The sequence below is a fragment of the Kangiella aquimarina DSM 16071 genome (genome assembly GCF_000374105.1).
GTDB lineage: Bacteria > Pseudomonadota > Gammaproteobacteria > Enterobacterales > Kangiellaceae > Kangiella > Kangiella aquimarina.
On sequence record NZ_KB893650.1, the window covers coordinates 71,881 to 92,464 of the forward strand.

The following is a 20,584-nucleotide window of genomic DNA, read 5'->3' on the forward strand; positions in this document are numbered from 1 at the left end:
GTTTTTTACCGGTTCAGAATTTGACATTCACTATTACTCAATGGATTCGCTGATTGGCTCAGGCAACCCGGTCATTTCCAGGCGCTTAGTATAGCCCAATTTGTCGCATAATTGATCGATCAGATCGGGTTTCACTCGCTCCAGGTTGTCCGGACCACCTTTCTCGACTATCTGAGTCATCTGCATGCCCTGATAGCCGCAAGGGTTGATACGGGAAAATGGCTCCAGGTCCATATTCACATTCAAGGCCAGTCCATGGAAGGACTTACCTTTTCGAATTCTTAAGCCCAATGAGCAGATTTTCTGGTCATCAGAGTAGACTCCAGGTGCATCAGAGCGTGGGTAAGCTTCGATACCGTAGAGCGCCAACATGTCAACGATGGCATTTTCGATGCCAGATACCAAGTCTCTGGGGCCCATGTTTTTACGCCGCAAATCGATCATAAAATAAGCAACTTGCTGGCCGGGGCCATGGTAAGTAACTTGTCCGCCGCGGTCAACCTGAACAACCGGAATTTCTCCAGGAAATAGTAGATGCTCGGCCTTGCCGGCCTGACCTTGGGTAAATACCGGATCGTGCTCTACCAGCCAGATTTCATCAGTAGTAGTATCGTCACGGTTATCGGTAAACTGCTGCATCCGCTTCCAGACTGGAACATAGGTTTCATGCCCCAGTTCTCGGATGATTACTGTGGATTGGTCGCTCATTATCTGCTTGATGCCTTATAAAGTCATTTTTACGCCTTCAACAGTGAAGACTTCGCGGTACATGGCATCAACTTGCTCTTTGCTCTCAACCACAACCATGAATGACAGAGAAACATAATTGCCGTCACGGCTGAGTTTGCTGGCAGGAGAATAATCATTGGGCGCATGACGGTTTACAACTTCCGCAACTTCCATATCGACGCCGTCACGGTTAATAGCCATGACTTTAAAACAAATTTCACAGGGAAATTGCCATAACTCATCACGATCATAATTTTGCGTCATAACGCTATTTCACCTTCGGTATTACTATCAATTTCGCCACGGTACAGCTGTACTTTAAGTTGCTGATAGTGGTCATACATTTGCCGCCAGACAGGGCCTGCAGTGCCATCACCAATGGTAACATCATTTAGCCGGGTAACTGGGCGGATTTCTTTGGTGGAGCTGGTTAACCAGATTTCATCAGCCTGCAACAGCTCATGCTCGGGAATCAGCCTCTGTTCGGTTAGTATACCGTGCTGCTCTGCCAGCCATAACAGGAAATCTCGTGTTATTCCTGGAAGTAGGTGCTCACTTAGCGGCGGCGTGATAATGACGCCATCTCGAACAATGAACAGATTACTTGAGGTTGCCTCGAAGGCTACTCCACCTCGTACCAATATGGTGTCATTTGCGCCACATTCAAGGGCCTGTTGCTTGAGCATACAATTAGCCAACAAGGTAATGGCTTTTATATCGCACCGTTGCCAGCGAATATCTTCAGCGGTTATCACCGAAATCCCCTGCAAATCCTTATCGCTAGGTACTGCCTGTACCTCTGGCAACGCCGTGATCATGGCAAAAATGGTTGGGTTTGGATTTGCCGGGAAATCATGGTTACGTTCGGGATATGCACCGCGAGTGATCTGCAGATAGATGGATGCATTATTCAATGAGTTCTGTTCAATCAGCTGATGGCAAATATTAGCCCAATCCTGCAAGGTCTGCTCCATCGGCAAACGTATGCCTCGCAAACTGTTTTCCAACCGAGCAATGTGCTGCTTAAAGCGAAATAGCCTGCCTGCATAGACAGGGATGACTTCATATACCCCGTCGCCAAATAAAAAGCCCCGGTCAAGTGCCGGGACTTTTGCTTCTTCAATGGCTAATAACTGTCCGTTAAGATAGGCTATGGACACATCCAACTCCCTGAATTTAAACTAATAATATAATCCTAGTGGAACCAAAGTTTCATCGAATCCCACATACGGCCAAAAAAGCCAGCCTCTTCAACATTATCCAGTGCAACCAGAGGCATGCGTTTAACCTCTTCATCACCGATCTTAAAGAACACCTCACCCACTACCTGACCGCGACGGATCGGCGCAATCAATTGCGATTGGATGGTGTAATTGGCCTGAATCTGATCTTTCTGGCTTTTTAACAATGTCAATGCGGCATCTTGAGCCAAACCAACCTTAACTTCTTCTTCCTCACCTTTCCAAACACGAGCTGTTCGCAAGCTCTGACCAGCTTTAAATGGCTTGATGTTAGTGTAGAAACGGAATCCATAATTAAGTAACTTACGAGTTTCGCTAGCTCGCTCCGCCTCACTATCAGTACCCATGACCACAGAAATCAGGCGCATACCTTCTTTTTCTGCTGATGAAACCAGACAATAGCCAGCTTCTTCGGTGTGGCCCGTTTTAAGACCATCAACATTCAAAGTTGGGTCACTTAGTAATTCATTACGGTTACGTTGCTTAATGCCGTTATAGGTAAACTCCTGCTCGGCATAGATGGCGTAGTCTTCCGGGAAGTCTCTGATTAGAGCTCGCGCCAGAATGGCTAAGTCCCGTGCCGTAGTGACATGCCCTTCAGCTGGCCAGCCAGTACTGTTCTCAAAATGGGTATCTTTCATGCCAAGTTTTGCTGCATATTGATTCATCAAATCCGCAAAGGCATCTTCAGTGCCGGCAATATGTTCAGCCATGGCTATACTGGCATCGTTACCGGACTGGATAATGATTCCGCGATAAAGATCTTCAACCGTAACGTATTTATTGACCTCAATAAACATCAAAGAACCGCCTTTAAGCTTCGGGTTTTGCGCCCAGGCGTTCTCACTGATCAATACTTTATCGTCTAAATTTAAATTTCCTTTGTGCAGCTCATCACCAATGATATAGCTGGTCATCATTTTGGTTAAGCTGGCAGGTGGTAACTTCTGATCAGCATTATCCTGCATGATGATCTGGCCAGTGTCATAATCCATCAGCAAATACGAACGAGCATCTACATTTGGTTTACCCGGTTGAATTGCCGCTACCGCAGCATTGGTGGTAAAGACAGAAATGAATGCAATAGCAAATAATAATTTTAGAGTTTTTTCTTGAAAAGACATTGGCTTAACAATCCCAGAATTTTAAGTTTATTCAGTAACAACTTTAGGAGTACCAAAATTGTACTCATTTAATTGGCGTAAAATATTTTCAGCGGTACGGGCATCGCGCAAAGGTCCAATACGAACTCTTTGCAGCGTCTGACCATTAACATCAACACCGCTGATTGATATTGGCTGACCAAAATGATCACGTAGACGAGCTGCTAAAGTATCTGCTCTTAGAGGATCAGCAAAGGCGCCCACTTGCACAAATAGCTGAGCATTGTCTTTCTGCTCATCCATCGGTGGCAATTCTAATTCACCCGCCTGGGCCAATTGCGCTGCATTGACTTGACCGGCATTGCGTGGGGAGGCTAAAACCTCAACTTCAACTCGAGCCGTACCCTGATCCATATAGCCCAGCTTTTTAGCAGCGGCATAGGACAGGTCAATAATTCGGTTTTTCTTGAAAGGCCCGCGGTCATTAATTTTAACGATAACCGACTGACCATTATCCAGATTGGTTACCCGCGCGTAGCTGGGTAGTGGCAGGGTTTTATGAGCAGCGGTAAATTGGTACATATCGTAGACTTCACCAGATGAAGTTCGACGACCATGAAACTTTTGGCCATACCAGCTGGCAACACCTGCATCCTTATAACCATTACCAGAATCCATCACGTGGTAGACCACACCATCCACTTCATAATAAGGAGGATTACCTAAGCCACTTTTTTCCTCAACTCTTGGTGTCGGCTCTGAGATAGGCCCACTGGTGAACGGTCTTTTTGTTCCATCAGGGGCATAGTCAGGACGCAGCCGATCAGCTGGGCTACCATATTCATACTCATACTCTTCTGCTGGTGGCGTGGTGGTACATGCCGAAACCAATAGCAGTCCCAATCCAGCCAGCATCACTTTGCTTGAAGTTATTACAGTATTTGAGGTCATTTTAACTTTCACGCGAGTTCTCAATATTCATTAATTCAATAGACTACTTTGCTTCGACCAGATTTTGCTTGGCATGTTCCACAGCATCTTTAATTTCAAGACTCAACTGATGAACTGCCATGGCATATAAAGGGCTACGATTATAACGAGTAATCACATAAAAGTTGTTAAAGCCTAGCCAATATTCTTCTTTGCTTTCTTGTTTAAAGGCATAAATACCTGCGATATCGTTGTCCTCGAGTGGCCCCTGGTATTCAAGGCCCGCCGATTTCATCTCGCCAAGAGTAAACTGTGGTTTAAGCGAATCATTGCGGAACTGCGCAACTAGCTTAGCTTCCGGAGTTGGCAAGAATTGTGCTACCGGCTCACCCATTCGCCAGCCATGGACGTGGAAATAATTGGCCACACTGCCAACCGCATCTTCAACATTATCAAACAGGTTAATATTACCGTCGCCGTCAAAATCGACTGCGTAGTGACGATAGGAAGTGGGAATGAACTGACCCATACCCATGGCGCCAGCATATGAACCTTTCGGTTCTGCCAAATCCCAGCCCTGCTCACGAGCCAGTACAAAATACTCTTCTAACTCACCAGCAAAAAATGCACCGCGCTTTGGGTAATGAAATGCCAAGGTCGCGATGGCATCAACTACCGGAAAACTCCCCATGACTCTGCCATAGCGAGTTTCGACGCCGATAATCGCAGTAATGATTTCGGCCGGTACCTGATACTTTTCTTCTGCTCGCATCAGAATATCTTCGTGTTCCAGCCAGAACTGAACACCCTGCTTAATACGTTTCTGTTCTATAAAAATTGGGCGATATTCATACCAGTCCTTACTTTCGGCTGGTCGGCTAATGGCATCCAATATGGACTGACGGACTTCTACTTTATCCAGAATCATCTGAACATAGTCTTCAGTGAAGCCATGTTTCTTATGCATATAACTGGCAAATGCTTTTGCGTCGGTTGGGGCTTTATCCAGCTCCGAATTGGCTTGCGCCATCATGCCGGAAAACGCACAGGAGCAAGCTAAAACTAGTGTTCCGATTGTCTTTTTTATATTTGTTCTCATAAAGCCTCGCTTCAAATTTTCTCTATAGTTTCAGACTTAACTGGCCTATTTCTAGTCTGTAAGTTTTATTTTCAAACAAATTTAAACGCATTAGTAATACTATGTTCATTAAGTTTATATCCCTTTTAGATACTTTTTCGCTCCTTAGCGAGTTACTTTTCTTGCGTGGTCAAGAAAAGTAACCAAAAGAAGACCACCCGTATATTGAGGTCACGCTTCGCGTGACTACCTGCGCCACTACCAAAATACTTAACGCACCAGAATTTACATCACATCCTTGTGCTGAAAATTCTTATCAAAATCATCCACGATTTTGATTGCTATATTTTGTACATGTCTTAGCTCAATATAAATGGGCTAATTGGTGCTTCCTGTAATCTCGAAGTATCCTTACACCTCTGAAATACACAGCTTGTCAAACTAACACACTAGGTTGAATGCAGTCGTCGATGGGTCTGGATCGACATCAAAATACCAAAGGCAGCCATCAAGGTAACAATTGACGTACCACCATAACTGATTAACGGTAATGGTAGCCCGACCACTGGTAACAAACCACTGACCATGCCTATATTTACAAAAATATAGATAAAGAAAGTTAAAATAAGTGCTGCACCCAGTAGTCGACTGAAGGTTTCCTGTCCTTGCAGACTGATATAAATACCTCGGACAATAACAAACGCATATAGTGCCAATAAAAGCACAATGCCTACCAAGCCAAACTCTTCGCCGATAACAGCAAAAATAAAATCAGTATGTCGCTCGGGTAGAAATTCTAGCTGAGACTGAGTTCCGTTTAACCATCCTTTGCCATAAATGCCGCCGGAGCCAATAGCTATCTGTGATTGAATGATGTGATAACCCGCACCCAGTGGGTCGCGTTCAGGGTTAAGGAATGTCAGCACTCGACCTTTCTGATAGTCATGCATGACAAAGAACCACATAATAGGAATTAGAACACCAGCCAGTAAAATGGCACCGAGGATATATCGCCAGCGTATCCCGGCAAAGAACACCACAAATAAACCGGATGCACCGATCAATAACGAAGTGCCGAGATCAGGCTGTAGCATGATCAGAACCACAGGCGTAAAGACCAGTACCAGACTTCCCACCGTCTGTAGGAACGTTGGTGGCAGCGCCTTTTCAGCAAAATACCAGGCAACCATTAGCGGCACAGCCAGCTTCATGATCTCTGATGGCTGAAAGCGAATACCAATATCAATCCAACGCTGCGCGCCCTTACTTGTTTCACCAAACAAAAGAACCGCTATCAAAAACAGAACCCCAACCGCATACAGAGCAGGAGCCCATTGGCGAAAAGTTCTGGGCTCAAACTGCGCCAACACAAACATCACAACTAGTCCCGCGGCGAAACGCACAGCCTGACGCTTTACCAGCCCAATACTCTCACCGCCTGCACTATAAACGGCCAGTAAACTGAAACACATCAGTGCGATAATGCCTAACAACAGCGGTGCATCAATGTGCCAGCGCCACAGTAAACTGTAACGCTCCTTATGGCTGTTTGCGGTACTACTGAGCAGAGCCATTATTCACCACCTCGGTTTCAGTTGTTTGCTCACTTTCCTGATGTTGCTCGATTAAATACTGCTCTATCAAGTAATAGTCCATAAGCTTGCGCGCAATTGGGGCAGCATTACTACCGCCGCCACCAGCGTTTTCCATTACGACCGCTATTGCAATTTTAGGATTTTCGTAAGGCGCATATCCAATAAAGAGCGCGTTATCGTGGAATTTTTCTGCCAGAGTCTCAGCATCATACTCTTCTTCTTCGCCAAGACTTTTAACCTGCGCGGTTCCCGTTTTTCCAGCAGCAATATATTCCGCTCCCTGAAAAGCTGTGCGCGCAGTACCCTTAGCCCCAGTAACCACATCGCGCATACTTTCCTTAACCAGATCGAGCCATCGGCCATCACCAATTTCAATCTGATGATAAGCCATCACCGGCACATTCTGTTCATGGATATTACCTTCCACAAACTTTCGCACCAGCTGTAGCTGATAGCGAATTCCATCATTGGCGATAACCGCCGTTGCATTAGCAAGTTGTAAAGGTGTTACCGTCCAGTAACCCTGACCAATACCGATATTGACAGTATCACCGTTATACCAGGGCTCTTTACGCGCAGTCCGCTTCCATTCACGCGACGGAAGAATACCGATTTTTTCCTCTTCCATATCTATGCCAGTTTTCTGACCAAAGCCAAACTGCAACATGCCTTCATGAATACGGTCGATTCCGATTCTGACAGCCAGGTCGTAAAAGAAGGTATCACAGGACTCGATGATGGAGTCAACCACATCCATATAAGGCGCATGCCCCCAGCGTTTCCAGTCCCGATAGCGACGATCATTATTAGGTAATGAAAACCAGCCGGGATCACGAATTTTCGTTTCTGGCGTGATGACACCTTCCTTTAATCCAAGCCAGGCCAAGTGTGGCTTGATGGTTGATGCCGGAGAGTAGGTTCCCTGCACTGCTCTATTATAAAGAGGCCTCTCGGGCGTTAAGAGCTTCCTATACTCTTCACCGGAGATACCACCTGTAAACAGATTAGGGTCATACCCAGGCTGACTGACCATTGCCAGTACGCCACCCGTTGCAGGCTCAATTGCAACAATCGCCCCACGAGCACCGACTTCTTTCATCAACTCAGTAGCTTTGCGTTGCAAACCTAGATCGAGGTGGAGATGAATATCCATTCCGGCAACTGGCTCATCGCGTTCCAGTACGCGAATGATACGTCCTCGCACATCGGTCTCAACGCGCTGACTGCCCACTTCGCCATGCAATATGCTTTCGTAATAGCGCTCCAGGCCAAGTTTGCCAATTTTGGAGGTGGCTGCATAACGTAAACGAGTTTCTTCATCCATGGCTTCAAGTTCTTCGACGTTAATGGCCCCCATACGCCCAAGGACATGTACCAGATCGCCTTTGTAGGGGTAATAGCGCTCCAGACGCGCTTCGAGACTGGCCCCTGGATACATATGCTGTACTACGGAAAACTTGGCGACTTCTTCTTCGGTGAGATTGGATTTGAGGACGTAAGAATTAAATTTGGGGCGGAACTTGATCTGCTCTAGAAACTTTAAAACCTGCTCATCGCTAATAGTTAAAACATTACGCAGTTCTTGAACCAGTTTGGGTAGATCTCTGGTTTGCTCAGGAGTAATTTCAAGAGTGAAAATCGAGCGGTTCTGCGCCAGCAATTTACCATCACGATCATAGATAAGGCCACGAACCGGAGCGACAGATTGGATACTGATACGATTGTTTTCAGACTGGGTCTGGTACTTCTGATAATCCAGAACCTGAAGCTTGAACTGACGGCTGATCAGAACCACCATCAGAATAAATACGATAAACAAAGCCACAATACAGCGCGCGAAAAACATAGACGTTTCGCGACCAACATCTTTTATGGCTTGTCGTTTATACATACCTTATGGACTGACACCCATCGAAATAATTTCATAGTCCCTGCATTTAATTCAGATTGACTGATCCATTCAATCTTAGTTTTGACCTTTTCTTTTTCAGGCTTATTCTCTGTGAGATCCATTCACTTTAAGACTTACTCCATGTGCCACTTATTCCCTGTGCCACTTACTCCCTGTGCCACTTATTCCCTGTGATACTTATTCCCTATGATACTTATTCCCTGTGATACTTATTCCCTGTGATAAGGATGATTCACTGTCACCGACCAGGCGCGGTAGAGTGACTCAGCGACGATAATCCTGACTAAAGGATGCGGGAATGTCAAAGCCGATAAAGACCACTTTTGATTTGCGCGTGCCAGACATTCTTCCGACAGACCTTCCGGCCCGCCGACCAATAAAACCAGGTTTGGGTAATGTTGTTGCCAATGCTCTATTTGCTGCGCAAGCTGAGAAGTAGAAAAGGTTTTACCTTTAACATCCAGTGCGACCACCCAGTCGCTGGACTGGATCTGTGATAACAGTGCCTTGCCTTCCTTTTCAGTAATTCGACTGATATCGGCGTTCTTGCCACGCTTCTCAGCTGCAACCTCGACCAACTCTAATTTAAAGTCGTTAGGAAATCGTTTGGCGTATTCCTGGAATCCCTGCTCTACCCAGGCTGGCATTTTCTGGCCAACCGTTAATAAACGAACCTGCATGGTTTGCTTAACTGGTGGCAGTTGTGCGGGCTTCTTTCCAGTTAGGATCCCACAGTTTTTCCAACTGATAAAAATCTCGCGTTTGCGGCATCATGATATGCGCCACAACATCGCCCAGATCAACTAGCACCCATTCAGCCACATCATCACCTTCAACCCCTAGAGGCTGAACACCTTCATCTTTAACGCTGGATACAAGATTATGGGCGACGGATTTGACGTGACGGCTGGATGTGCCGCTGGCAATGATCATGTAATCGGTCACCGAACTGAGACCTTTCACATTGAGAACTTTAATATCTTTGGCTTTACTGTCTTCTAACTGGTCAACAACCAGATCTTTCAATTGCTCCGCTTGCATTAATTACCTTTGGGTGAATGTGCTTGATAGCCATAGAGGCCATGCCGTTGAATATAGTCTAGTATAACATCAGGCAATAGAAAACGCGGCGAAAATCCGCTTTTTATTTGCTCACGAATATAGGTTGAGGAAATATCCAGCTGGGGCATCTCACAAAAACCAATTTTTCCGCAGGAATAATCTGCTAAATCTTCTGGCTTACTGACACGGTGCTGTTGATAAAGTTCGGCCACTGGCCCCTGTTGCGGTAGCTCACTGCTGGGGCGTCCCACCACTAGAATATTGCATAAATCCAGCAGTTCCTGCCAATGATACCAACTGTCCAGTTTAGCAAACGCGTCGGTTCCCATTAGGAAAATCAATGGGTTATCGCCAACTTCCAAACGTAGATGGCGCAATGTCACGACGCTGTAACTGGGCTCTTCTCGCTCCAACTCGCGGCTATCGAGTGCCAGGTGAGGAGTGGTTTGCAGTATCAGATTGAGCATCTCAATGCGTTGCTCGGTAGTTGCGCCTGGTGTTGGTCGATGGGGCGGATAGGCCGCAGGCATCAGTGAAACCTGCGCTTCGGGAAAGCGATTGAGCATTTCCTGAGCCATGCGTAAATGGCCAAGATGAACCGGATCAAATGTGCCACCAAGAATGATATGAACCATACCGCAACTGGTATTCATAACTATTTCATTCCTAATGACTTTTTCAAATCAGATAAACCCTGCTCTGGGCTAACTTTTGGCTTGGCTGACGGAACACTGTTACCACGCAATGGATTACAATTAGTCATCAGACAAACCACATGTGCCAGCTCCTGCCAGACATCGGCATCTGCCTGTCCTTTCGCCGATTTATCAAGATAGGTCAGGCGCTGCACCAGTGCATACCACTTTTTGACGCTGCCCTTACTCATGGCCGCCTGCAATAATTTCTGACGCTTTGGCCAGACTCGCTGGCTCTGCATGATATTGGCCAGGGTTTCGCCCTGCGCTATCTGCTCGGCCCAGTCTGCCAATAACTGACACTCGCGTAGTAACTGATTAATCGGCACCAGCGGATAAACACCTTCCGCCTGCAATGTCGCCAGCATGCGTAATGCCCGATCAGTCTGGCCAGCAAGACAGGCATCAGACAACTCATACACCGAGTACCGGGCGTTGTCACCAACATACTCTTTAATATTATCAGAGCTTACTGGCTGCCCATCAGATAACAGCGATAACATCTGCAGATCCTGCTTAGCCGCTAAAAGGTTGCCCTCACAGCGCTCAATCAAAGTGGCTAAGGCATCAGGTTCAAGCGCCACACCGAGACTGCGTGCGCGAGTCGATAGCCAGCTACCCAGACGCTCTGCAGGAACCGGCCAGGCTTCAATCACCAGCCCCTTTTGTTCAACGGTTTTATACCAGGCTAGACGTTTTTCGGAGGACAGTTTTGGCGCAGTGATTAACAGAACATCCTGCGGCTCACTGTTAATAAAGGATTGGATAAATTCGCCATGCGCTTTTTTTATGCTTTTATCAAAGCGCCATTCGAGCAGTCGGCTCTCGGCGAATAATGACATGGTGCCAGCCTGATCGTTCAGCGGATTACTACTACCCGCTTCTTCAATAACTTGTCGTTCGAGCAAGCCCTGCTGTTTGCAGTAGGCGCGAATGGCGTCTACCGCCTCCATCTTCTGCAATGGTTCATCCCCAGCAACCAGATAAACCGGATACAGTGTATTAAGGTTCTTTTCCAGCTGTTCGGGATAGATTTTCACGCTTAACGATGTCTCCTAGCGACTCACAGTTCCGGCAATCTGCAACAGTAAACGACCGATCACTTCTTCATGCATATCGGCAATCAGACGTTGCTGCTCACGCTCCTGACCTGACTCTAGATTACGCTCATAGGCAAACTCACGACGACTGGTCATGCGTTGCATTTCCGGCTCCTGTTCAGAAACCATCTCAGGCGTTAGCATCTGGTATTCCAGGGTAAAAATTAATTCCAGTTCAGCGGCACGCCCTAAACTATCGCGTGCGACGGTGCGACGCTCAACGCCATAATTCACAATCGCCAACTGCAATTCTGATAGCTCAGGCTGCTTCACCAGTTCAGCACCCTGATAGGCAAGCCGCTGTTGCAGGCGACGCTCAAATTCAGCACTCATGTCCTGACTAATGAGCCATACTTTAGTGTTCGACAGTTCGGCACCCTGTCCACGCAACTGGAAACCGCAGGCACTCAGACCAATGATTGTAATCATGAGTATCAAACAGAGATTCAAACGCTTCATCAATATCTTCCTTTGGTTTCCTTTAGTACCGACTCTCTACTAATTAGCAACAATGTTCACCAGTTTACCCGGCACCACAATCACTTTGCGAACCGTGTTGTCGCCAATAAATTTCTGTACATGCTCATCGGCCATCGCCAGTTTTTCAACGTCATCTTTGCTGGCATCAGCGGCAACCGTGATCTTGGCACGAACCTTGCCGTTAACCTGCACAATTATCAGCTTCTCATCCTGCACCATGGCAGATTTATCAGCAGTTGGCCACTGTGCATCAACTACATCAACACGTTCTTCGCCAACCAGTGAACCCAGTGCTTGCCATAAAATGGTACAAATATGCGGCACGATCGGCGCCAGCATCAGAACAGCTGCATCTAAGGCTTCCTGCACGACGGCACGATCCTGCTCACTCGATTCTTCTGCCTTACTGACATGATTGAGTAATTCCATCACCGCGGCAATTGCTGTATTAAATGTATAGCGACGTGCATAGTCATCGCTGACTTTAGCAATCGTTTCATGCGTTTTGCGACGAAGTGCTTTCTGATCATTATTCAGGTTTGCCACATCCAGTTTAGCAACCGATCCTTTCTGCTGATGGCTTTGCACCAGTTTCCAGAAACGACGCAGGAAGCGTAGGGAGCCTTCAACCGCAGAATCCTGCCACTCCAACGCCTGATCCGGTGGTGAAGCAAACATGGTATACAGACGCATAGTGTCCGCACCATACTCATCGACCATTGACTGCGGGTCGATACCGTTGTTCTTCGACTTCGACATTTTAGTCATGCCGGCATGAGTTACGTCACGACCTTCGCTATCCACCGCTTTGGTAATGCGTCCTTTGTCATCACGCTCAACTACTTCCACTTCAAGCGGTGAGACCCAATGACGCGCACCTTTGTCGTCGGTGTAGTAGAACGCATCGGCCAAGACCATGCCCTGACACAACAACTGTTTGGCCGGCTCATCAGAATTCACAAGCCCTGCATCGCGCAATAATTTGTGGAAGAAACGGAAATACATCAGGTGCATGGTGGCATGCTCAATACCGCCAATGTATTGATCCACTGGCAACCAGTAATTGGCCTGCTCAGGGTTCAACATGCCTTCGTCATAACCAGTGCTGGTATAACGTGCGTAGTACCAGCTCGACTCCATGAAGGTATCAAAGGTATCAGTTTCACGAACACCCTCAACGCCATCAACAATCGCTTTCTTCCACTCTTCATCAGTGTTCAATGGGCTGGTCACGCCATCCATCACCACATCTTCCGGCAAACGCACCGGCAACTGATCTTCCGGTGCAGGAACCACTGAACCGTCCGGCATATTAATCATCGGAATTGGCGCGCCCCAATAACGCTGACGGGAAACACCCCAGTCACGCAGACGATAGTTAACCGTCTTTTTGCCTTTGCCTTCAGCTTCTAATTTGGCGGTAATGGCAGCAAATGCTTTTTCAAAATCCAAACCATCGAATTCGCCTGAATTAAACAGAATGCCTTTCTCGGTATGCGCCTGCTCGCTGATATCCAATTCAGAACCATCTGCAGGTTTAACCACAGGTGCAATATCAATGCCGTATTTGGTCGCGAATTCATAATCACGTTGGTCATGACCCGGAACCGCCATCACTGCGCCCGTTCCATAATCCATCAAGACAAAGTTAGCGACCCATACTGGGACTTTCTTGCCACTCAATGGATGAATCGCATAAATTCCGGTTGGCATACCTTTCTTTTCCATGGTCGCCATTTCCGCTTCAGAAACCTTGCTGTGTTTACATTCATCAACGAATGCTGCCAGCTCAGGATTATTCTGAGCAGCTTTAGTTGCCAATGGATGGGCGGCAGCTACCGCCAGATAAGTGACGCCGTAGAGCGTATCCGGACGCGTGGTGTAAACATGCAATGGTTCAACCCCATCGCCATTATCGCTCTCGACAGAGAACTCAACTTCCACACCTTCCGAGCGACCGATCCAGTTACGTTGCATGGTCTTAACCATATCAGGCCAGCCATCCAGTTTATCCAGATCATTCAACAGCTCTTCAGCATAGGCGGTGATTTTAATAAACCACTGCGGAATTTCTTTCTGCTCAACCGGCGTATCACAGCGCCAGCAGGCACCATCAACCACCTGCTCATTAGCAAGAACCGTCTGGTCATTCGGACACCAGTTAACCGATGATGTCTTCTTGTAAACCAGACCCTTCTCATACAACTTGGTGAAGAACCACTGCTCCCAGCGATAGTACTCCGGCTTACAGGTCGCCAGCTCACGATCCCAGTCGTAGGCAAAGCCTAGCATTTTAAGCTGGCCTTTCATGTATTCGATATTTTCATAGGTCCAGGGCGCAGGCGAGGCCTTATTCTTTACCGCCGCATTCTCCGCAGGCAAACCAAAGGCATCCCAACCAATCGGCTGCAACACATTCTTGCCCTGCATCCGCTGGAAACGCGAAATCACATCACCAATGGTATAGTTGCGCACGTGACCCATGTGCAGACGGCCACTTGGATAGGGAAACATGCTCAGGCAGTAATACTTCTCACGGGAAGCATCTTCCACCGCTTTAAAAGTCTTATTCTGTTCCCACTTTTGCTGGATTTTTCCTTCAATTTCAGAAGGTTGATAATGTTCTGGTAGAGATTGTTCTGATAGTTGCATTGCTTGCGGATTCTTGAATTAATGACTCGTTTCAGGCCCATTGCCACGGCCCACCGACACAAGCCTCTAAGGATACCTGAGTGACCCAATCGCAACAAGCGCAAATCCCAGCAAAATAAAGGTTTTATGAGGGGTATGGAGGGGTTTGAGGATATAAGCCTATGGGGAGTCGGCTTATATTTGATACTCTCGAGTTTCAAAGACCCTTTAGATATATAAACTATGTAATTGGACTTTAAACTGCTAGATCTTCCGCCCTCTGTACTTAGAAGCCGCTTCGTAAAACTTCATCAACTCTTTTATGGTTTCTTCTGGTATTTTATCAATAGTCTTATAGCAAAACTCTCCGGCTGCTTCACCGTAAAACTCTTTAATACCTTCTTCTAGATGCAGTATTAATCCCAAATCTTTACTTAAAAACAACACTCCGTAAACACTGACTGTCCGATCTGTGCATTTAAGAATATTTTCATCAAAACCATCAAATGGAAGCAGTTTTAGAGAAAGTGGAGTATCCATGTTGGGGTTATCTAAATTCTCTACCTGTTCTTTATCAATATAGAGTCTTGGTGAGCTTCCAAAAAAATCATCTTGATGAACATATCCTGCTAAGTGAACCCTTTGCCCTGCAAACTCTCGTGGATTCTCTAGCACATCCTTTAAACTTACCAATCGATGATCATCAGTCCTACCATCCTTGCATGATGACGCCAGAAATAATGAGAAAATTAATATAGTTTGGATTAGTTTTAACATTGTTTATTACCCATAAATTCTATATCAGTCTTTAGCTCTCAGTTTCTTTTTTAAAAAGACTTTTACTATTATCTGTTTAATTAATTCAACTACAATACATGTTAAACCAAAATAAAATATATTATACACCTCATCATAGCTGACCTGAAAAAACTCAGTGAGAACTATAGTTACTACTGTATATACAACCAAACCCCAATATATACTGTTAGTTAAAATTGATTTTAATTTCATCTTCTACGGTCGAACCCACTGAGGATAATAAATTTTCTAAAGACTCAAACTAACTATTATCAAGCCCCAATATTGCAAGCTTTAGAGCAGCTTCCAGTGCTTCAATTCTTGCCTGCTGTGTTTTGTTTCCTGAGAAATCACCAAAGGAATTGTAAAACTGGCTTTCTCCACGACCAGTGAAAGTTCCAGCATCAGTTTTAAGCTTTAGGGTTATTTGTATTTTGAACCTTCCCGTATCCGTTACTGTATTATTCAAAACCTCTTCAAGTAAAACATTTTTATTAACACTACAACCATCAACTTTTTGAGCTTGTATCAATTGCTCAGGTCTGAAAGAAAAAGCAATATCTCCTTTATACACGCCTCGTTCCGGTTTGTAACGCTTATAAAAAACATCAACCTCTTCTTGTTCGAATTTCAAGCAAGAGTTGATTTTAATGAATCCAGATTGATCAACAGCTTGCAAATTATCAGGTGCTTTAAAGGTCGAACATGAAGGCAGAAGCCAAACCATAGTGCATATTATGAATCTCTTAATCATTTCATTTAGTGCCCCTTATAATTATTAAAGTATGCATGGCAAATTAATGGGGCAGAGTCTTATGAATAACCCTGCTTATTATTTTTCTCTATACTTTATAGAGATTACTAAAGCTACTAGCAGCAAGAGAAACATAAAGCTACGAATAGAAAGGTGAAGATAATAACGAAACGGATCACTGGACAATGCAATTTCTCTCGTACTTCTCATGGACTCTATCTCTCCATGTAGAACTGCACTAATAACCATCCATCCGTAAAATAGAAATAGCACAAGTAAAATCAATATTCGTATCATTCTCTACCTAAACTACCTTTTCCTTAAAGCAAATGCTGCAATAATTAATAACATCACCAATACCAACAAACTCCAATACCCATACTCTCTAAACCAGGTGTTGCGGTTTTCTAGCAGGAAGGCGCCGGCAAGTTCGTTGCTTTGGAAGCGGTCGATTTTGTTGATGACGCGACCTTTATCGTCAATGATTGCGGTGATGCCGTTGTTGGTGCCGCGGATGACTGGGAGGCCTGTTTCGATGGCGCGCATTTTGGCAATTTGGAAGTGCTGTATTGGGCCCCATGATTTTCCGAACCAGGTATCATTGCTAATGGTAACGATGGCTTTGAATTGATCTTGGTCGGTGCTGGTGGCTAATTGCTGCATCAATCCTGAGAATGCAATTTCATAACAAATTGCAGGAATGTAATCTGCTTTTTCTGTTTTCAATGCGGTTTGCTGGCTGCTACCTGGTGTGAAACTGGACATGGGCAAATCAAAGAAATCTATCATGCCGCGAATCCAAGCACCAAGGGGAACATATTCACCAAATGGCACCAGTTGTTGCTTTTGGTAGTCACCTTGATCACTGCCGAGCATTTTGATGCCTGCGTAATATTCGTCGCGGGTTTCTAGCATCGGAATACCGGTTATAAATTGGCTGCCACTGCTTTTTGCCAGCTCATCCAATTCATACAAAATGCCGGGAACCTGACTATCAAATGCTGGGATTGCTGCTTCTGGCCAGACAATAAGATCTGCGCCCCAATAGTGCTCGGTCTGATCAAACAGTCCTTTTACGATTGGGGTGAAGTAGTTTCGATCCCACTTTTTGTGCTGATCGATATTGGGTTGAATTAAAGCGATGGTCAGTGTTTTCTGCTGAGTCGTTTCTTTCTTAACCTGGTAGAGACTTGCGCTGGTTCCAACCATCATAAGTATGACCAGAACCATTATCGAACTGGTTCGTGTTTTTTTATTGTCATAAGTCAACGCCACAGCGACCAGACATGAAATTACGACCAGTAATAAAGTTACGCCATGCACACCAACCAGACTGGCCACGCCAAGCAGCGGACCTGATGTCTGGGTATAACCTAGATAGAGCCATGGGAAACTGACAAAACCGGAGCCACGCGCGATATCTAAAATTAACCAAATCGTGGCGAAGAAAATAATCTGTGTTATCAGGCTATAACGATTAATAAAGCGGGCATTAAGCCAGCCTAATAGCACAAAGAACAATGACAGAATGGCGATAAATATAATGGTCAGAAATACCGCCAGTGGTGGCGCTGCATTTCCAAAGGTATTGATAGAAACATATACCCAGGAAACACCAACACCAAAGTAACCAAGCCCAAAGCTAAATCCAAGAGCCATAGAGTATTTACGGGTTTGCCCGTTCAGTAGCCACCAGATTGCAGCCACCGAGAATATCGAAATGGGCCACCATTCCAGTGGTGCAAAACCCAGTGGATAGAGCGCTCCTGCGATAAGTGCCACCGTTAGCCCCAGCCAGCCGGTTGGACTTTTGAGCATGGTTATCATTGTTTATCTCTTTGTTGTTATTTAATGAAGCTAAATTTAACGCACAGTTACTTCAAAGAACAAGGCCGCCCTCAGCTGAGGTCGGCCCATGGATTCCCGCCTACGCGGGAATGACAATACTTAAGAATTTATTAATTTAAGCTTCGACTGGTGCTTCTACCAAAGGCTTGACCCTCAGCAAATGCACCCGCCTTTGATCAGCGTTTAGCACCGTGAACTCAAAATTACCCATTTCAATGGTTTCATTTCGTTCAGGCATATGACCAAATTTATTGACCAGCAAACCGCCAATGGTATCGAACTCCTGATCTGGAAACTCGGCACCTAAACGATCATTGAAATCGCTGATTTCAGTTTGCGCTTTGACCGTGTATTCGCCATTGGTATGTAATTTGATATTGGTTTCTTCTTCATCAACATCAAACTCATCTTCAATGTCGCCGACAATCTGTTCCAGTACGTCTTCAATCGTAACCAGTCCAGATACACAGCCATATTCATCGACCACGATGGCCATGTGATTTCGCTTGGAACGGAATTCGGTTAACAGCACATCCAGGCGTTTACTTTCAGGAATGATATAAGCCGGACGTAAGATGTCCTTAATATCAAAAGCTGCGCGCTCGCCATTATCAGCAAAAGCGTAACTCAAGAGCTCTTTCGCTAGCATGATGCCTTCAATATCATCACGATTTTCACCGACCACAGGATAGCGAGAATGGCGCGAGTCCTTAACGATAGGAATAATTTCATCCAAGCTCATGTCTTCTTGAATGACGGCCATTTGCGAACGAGGAATCATGATGTCGCGTACTTGCATCTCTGCAACCTGCAACACCCCTTCCATCATGGATAAAGAATCGGGTTTGATCAGCTTATCGTCTTTCGCAGTTCTTAATAGATCCACCAACTGCTGACGATCTTGTGGTTCAGATGTGAAAATATCGGTTAATCGTTGAAGTAAGCTTCTCGACGGAGGTTTGTCGTCGCTCATAGCGTTTTATCTTGTCCTCATATTGCCCAAAAAAATACGTATTAGCGGAATTGCTAATCACGCACCTGATAGGGGTCTTCAACCCCCAGTTGCGCCAGAATGTCGACTTCCAGAGCCTCCATTTCCTGCGCCTCAAACTCTTTTATATGATCGTACCCCAGCAAATGCAAGCCCCCATGGACCACCATATGTGCCCAGTGTGAACCCAGCGTTTTTTTCTGCTCGGCAGCCTCTTTCTCTACGACCTCAGCACATATCGCTAAATCGCCTAAAATAGACACTTCCAGCCCTTCGATACCTTCCGGCATTTCAAATGGAAAGGACAAAACATTTGTTGGTTTATTCTTACCACGATAATCGTTGTTTAGCGCCTGGCTTTCCGCTGGTTCGACAATGCGAACCGTTATATCAAAAGGCTTCGCCAACGCTTTGGCACGACCCTTGGTCTCGGATTCAATGGCAAACGCTATGGCAAGCCATTGTTCGAAATCAGTAGCGTCAGGCAAGTTAGATGCCTTACAGGCAACCTGCAATTCCAGATTAAATAGGGGGTGGTTCATCTTAGCGCTTAATCGTTACTGTCTGATGACGATTGTTTATCGGCCTGCTTCTGCTCAGCTTTGGCGCGTCGAGCTTCTTCGCTGACATCGAAACTTTCATAGGCCTGTACGATACGTTGCACCACCGGATGACGCACCACATCTTTAGATTGGAAGAAGGTAAAACTGATACCATCCACTTTCTGCAGAATGTCGATCACGTGGCGTAAACCCGAACGCTGCCCGCGTGGCAAATCCACCTGAGTGATATCACCAGTAATCACAGCTTTGGAATTAAAACCAATACGGGTCAGGAACATTTTCATCTGCTCAGGCGTGGTGTTCTGACTTTCGTCGAGAATGATAAAGGCATCATTTAATGTACGGCCACGCATGTATGCCAGTGGCGCCACTTCAATCACACTTCGCTCCATCAGTTTGGCCACTTTTTCAAAGCCAAACATTTCATACAATGCGTCATAAAGTGGACGCAAATAAGGATCGACTTTTTGCGCCAGGTCACCGGGCAGGAAGCCTAAACGCTCACCAGCTTCTACCGCTGGGCGCGTTAACAGAATCCTGCGAACCTGCTGCTTTTCCCAGGCATCGACCGCACTGGCAACAGCCAGATAGGTTTTACCGGTGCCGGCTGGGCCGATACCAAAACTGATATCGTGGTGCTTGATGGCCTGTATATACTGCTTCTGGTTCGGACTGCGGGGTTTAATTAAACCGCGCTTGGTCATCAACTTGACGTCTTCACCCTGCACTTTATTGCCTTCCAACGATTCAATATCCGCAGAAGCTTCCTGAATCGCCAAATGCACATCCGCGCTATCAACACTGCGTTTCTTTTCAGTGTCTTTATACACGGACTCAATCACCTGACGAGCAGCTACTACATGCACACCTTCGCCAATCACATTAACCTGATTGCCGCGAATATTTACTTCTACGCCAAGCCGGCGCTCGATATGTTTAAGGTGTTCATCAAGATAACCGCACAAAGCTGACAATCGATTGTTGTCAGCTGGCAGTAATTCAAACGTTTGGTTGGTAAGTTGTGACAAGAACTATCCTTTGATGTTGAGATGCGTGTGTTTAAGCAACGGCATG

At 45.8% G+C, this 20,584-nt stretch carries 20 protein-coding genes; all 20 read right to left on the minus strand.

The window, feature by feature from the left end; all coding sequences use genetic code 11:
- Nucleotides 1-33 precede the first annotated feature (33 nt).
- Nucleotides 34-708: a lipoyl(octanoyl) transferase LipB gene (gene lipB, locus B158_RS0100385; protein WP_018623337.1), complete on the minus strand. Its 675-nt coding sequence runs from the start codon at nucleotides 706-708 to the stop codon at nucleotides 34-36.
- Nucleotides 709-723: 15 nt separating this feature from the next.
- Complete coding sequence (locus B158_RS0100390) at nucleotides 724-993, minus strand: YbeD family protein (protein WP_018623338.1); 270 nt, start codon at nucleotides 991-993, stop codon at nucleotides 724-726.
- The gene (locus tag B158_RS0100395; protein ID WP_018623339.1) at nucleotides 990-1,889 is read right to left on the minus strand and encodes a D-amino acid aminotransferase; all 900 of its coding nucleotides are present in this window, start codon (nucleotides 1,887-1,889) and stop codon (nucleotides 990-992) included. The genes B158_RS0100390 and B158_RS0100395 overlap by 4 nt, the downstream gene beginning before the upstream one ends.
- Nucleotides 1,890-1,924: 35 nt before the next feature.
- A complete protein-coding gene (locus tag B158_RS0100400) occupies nucleotides 1,925-3,094 on the minus strand; it encodes a D-alanyl-D-alanine carboxypeptidase family protein (protein WP_018623340.1) in 1,170 nt (389 codons plus the stop codon).
- Between the two features lie 27 nt (nucleotides 3,095-3,121).
- Complete coding sequence (locus B158_RS0100405) at nucleotides 3,122-4,024, minus strand: septal ring lytic transglycosylase RlpA family protein (protein WP_026309160.1); 903 nt, start codon at nucleotides 4,022-4,024, stop codon at nucleotides 3,122-3,124.
- Nucleotides 4,025-4,067: 43 nt separating this feature from the next.
- Entirely contained in the window at nucleotides 4,068-5,102 is a 1,035-nt protein-coding gene (mltB, locus tag B158_RS0100410) for a lytic murein transglycosylase B (RefSeq protein ID WP_026309161.1), read from the minus strand.
- Nucleotides 5,103-5,530: 428 nt separating this feature from the next.
- Nucleotides 5,531-6,655, minus strand: a complete 1,125-nt coding sequence (rodA, locus tag B158_RS0100415; RefSeq protein ID WP_018623343.1) for a rod shape-determining protein RodA — start codon at nucleotides 6,653-6,655, stop codon at nucleotides 5,531-5,533.
- The gene (mrdA, locus tag B158_RS0100420; RefSeq protein WP_018623344.1) at nucleotides 6,639-8,567 is read right to left on the minus strand and encodes a penicillin-binding protein 2; all 1,929 of its coding nucleotides are present in this window, start codon (nucleotides 8,565-8,567) and stop codon (nucleotides 6,639-6,641) included. The genes rodA and mrdA overlap by 17 nt, the downstream gene beginning before the upstream one ends.
- A gap of 230 nt (nucleotides 8,568-8,797) precedes the next feature.
- Nucleotides 8,798-9,268 carry a 23S rRNA (pseudouridine(1915)-N(3))-methyltransferase RlmH gene (gene rlmH, locus B158_RS0100430; protein WP_018623346.1) on the minus strand — a complete coding sequence of 157 codons (471 nt, stop codon included), beginning with the start codon at nucleotides 9,266-9,268 and terminating at the stop codon, nucleotides 8,798-8,800.
- A gap of 7 nt (nucleotides 9,269-9,275) precedes the next feature.
- The gene (gene rsfS / locus B158_RS0100435) at nucleotides 9,276-9,629 is read right to left on the minus strand and encodes a ribosome silencing factor (protein WP_018623347.1); all 354 of its coding nucleotides are present in this window, start codon (nucleotides 9,627-9,629) and stop codon (nucleotides 9,276-9,278) included.
- The gene (gene nadD, locus B158_RS0100440) at nucleotides 9,629-10,303 is read right to left on the minus strand and encodes a nicotinate-nucleotide adenylyltransferase (protein ID WP_018623348.1); all 675 of its coding nucleotides are present in this window, start codon (nucleotides 10,301-10,303) and stop codon (nucleotides 9,629-9,631) included. The genes rsfS and nadD overlap by 1 nt, the downstream gene beginning before the upstream one ends.
- A 2-nt stretch (nucleotides 10,304-10,305) precedes the next feature.
- A complete protein-coding gene (holA, locus tag B158_RS0100445) occupies nucleotides 10,306-11,385 on the minus strand; it encodes a DNA polymerase III subunit delta (RefSeq protein WP_018623349.1) in 1,080 nt (359 codons plus the stop codon).
- Nucleotides 11,386-11,400: 15 nt separating this feature from the next.
- Nucleotides 11,401-11,904 carry an LPS-assembly lipoprotein LptE gene (locus tag B158_RS0100450; RefSeq protein WP_018623350.1) on the minus strand — a complete coding sequence of 168 codons (504 nt, stop codon included), beginning with the start codon at nucleotides 11,902-11,904 and terminating at the stop codon, nucleotides 11,401-11,403.
- Nucleotides 11,905-11,943: 39 nt separating this feature from the next.
- Complete coding sequence (gene leuS / locus B158_RS0100455; protein ID WP_018623351.1) at nucleotides 11,944-14,577, minus strand: leucine--tRNA ligase; 2,634 nt, start codon at nucleotides 14,575-14,577, stop codon at nucleotides 11,944-11,946.
- Between the two features lie 243 nt (nucleotides 14,578-14,820).
- Nucleotides 14,821-15,333 carry a hypothetical protein gene (locus tag B158_RS0100460; RefSeq protein ID WP_018623352.1) on the minus strand — a complete coding sequence of 171 codons (513 nt, stop codon included), beginning with the start codon at nucleotides 15,331-15,333 and terminating at the stop codon, nucleotides 14,821-14,823.
- Nucleotides 15,334-15,616: 283 nt separating this feature from the next.
- Nucleotides 15,617-16,108 carry a hypothetical protein gene (locus B158_RS0100470; protein WP_156823028.1) on the minus strand — a complete coding sequence of 164 codons (492 nt, stop codon included), beginning with the start codon at nucleotides 16,106-16,108 and terminating at the stop codon, nucleotides 15,617-15,619.
- A gap of 309 nt (nucleotides 16,109-16,417) precedes the next feature.
- On the minus strand, nucleotides 16,418-17,935 hold the full coding sequence (gene lnt, locus B158_RS0100475; RefSeq protein WP_018623355.1) for an apolipoprotein N-acyltransferase: 1,518 nt from the start codon (nucleotides 17,933-17,935) through the stop codon (nucleotides 16,418-16,420).
- A 136-nt stretch (nucleotides 17,936-18,071) separates the two neighbouring features.
- Nucleotides 18,072-18,929 (minus strand): HlyC/CorC family transporter, encoded by an 858-nt coding sequence (locus tag B158_RS0100480; RefSeq protein ID WP_018623356.1) that lies wholly within the window; start codon nucleotides 18,927-18,929, stop codon nucleotides 18,072-18,074.
- A gap of 53 nt (nucleotides 18,930-18,982) precedes the next feature.
- Entirely contained in the window at nucleotides 18,983-19,489 is a 507-nt protein-coding gene (gene ybeY / locus B158_RS0100485; protein ID WP_018623357.1) for an rRNA maturation RNase YbeY, read from the minus strand.
- An 8-nt stretch (nucleotides 19,490-19,497) separates the two neighbouring features.
- Complete coding sequence (locus B158_RS0100490; protein ID WP_018623358.1) at nucleotides 19,498-20,538, minus strand: PhoH family protein; 1,041 nt, start codon at nucleotides 20,536-20,538, stop codon at nucleotides 19,498-19,500.
- Between the last annotated feature and the right edge of the window lie 46 nt (nucleotides 20,539-20,584).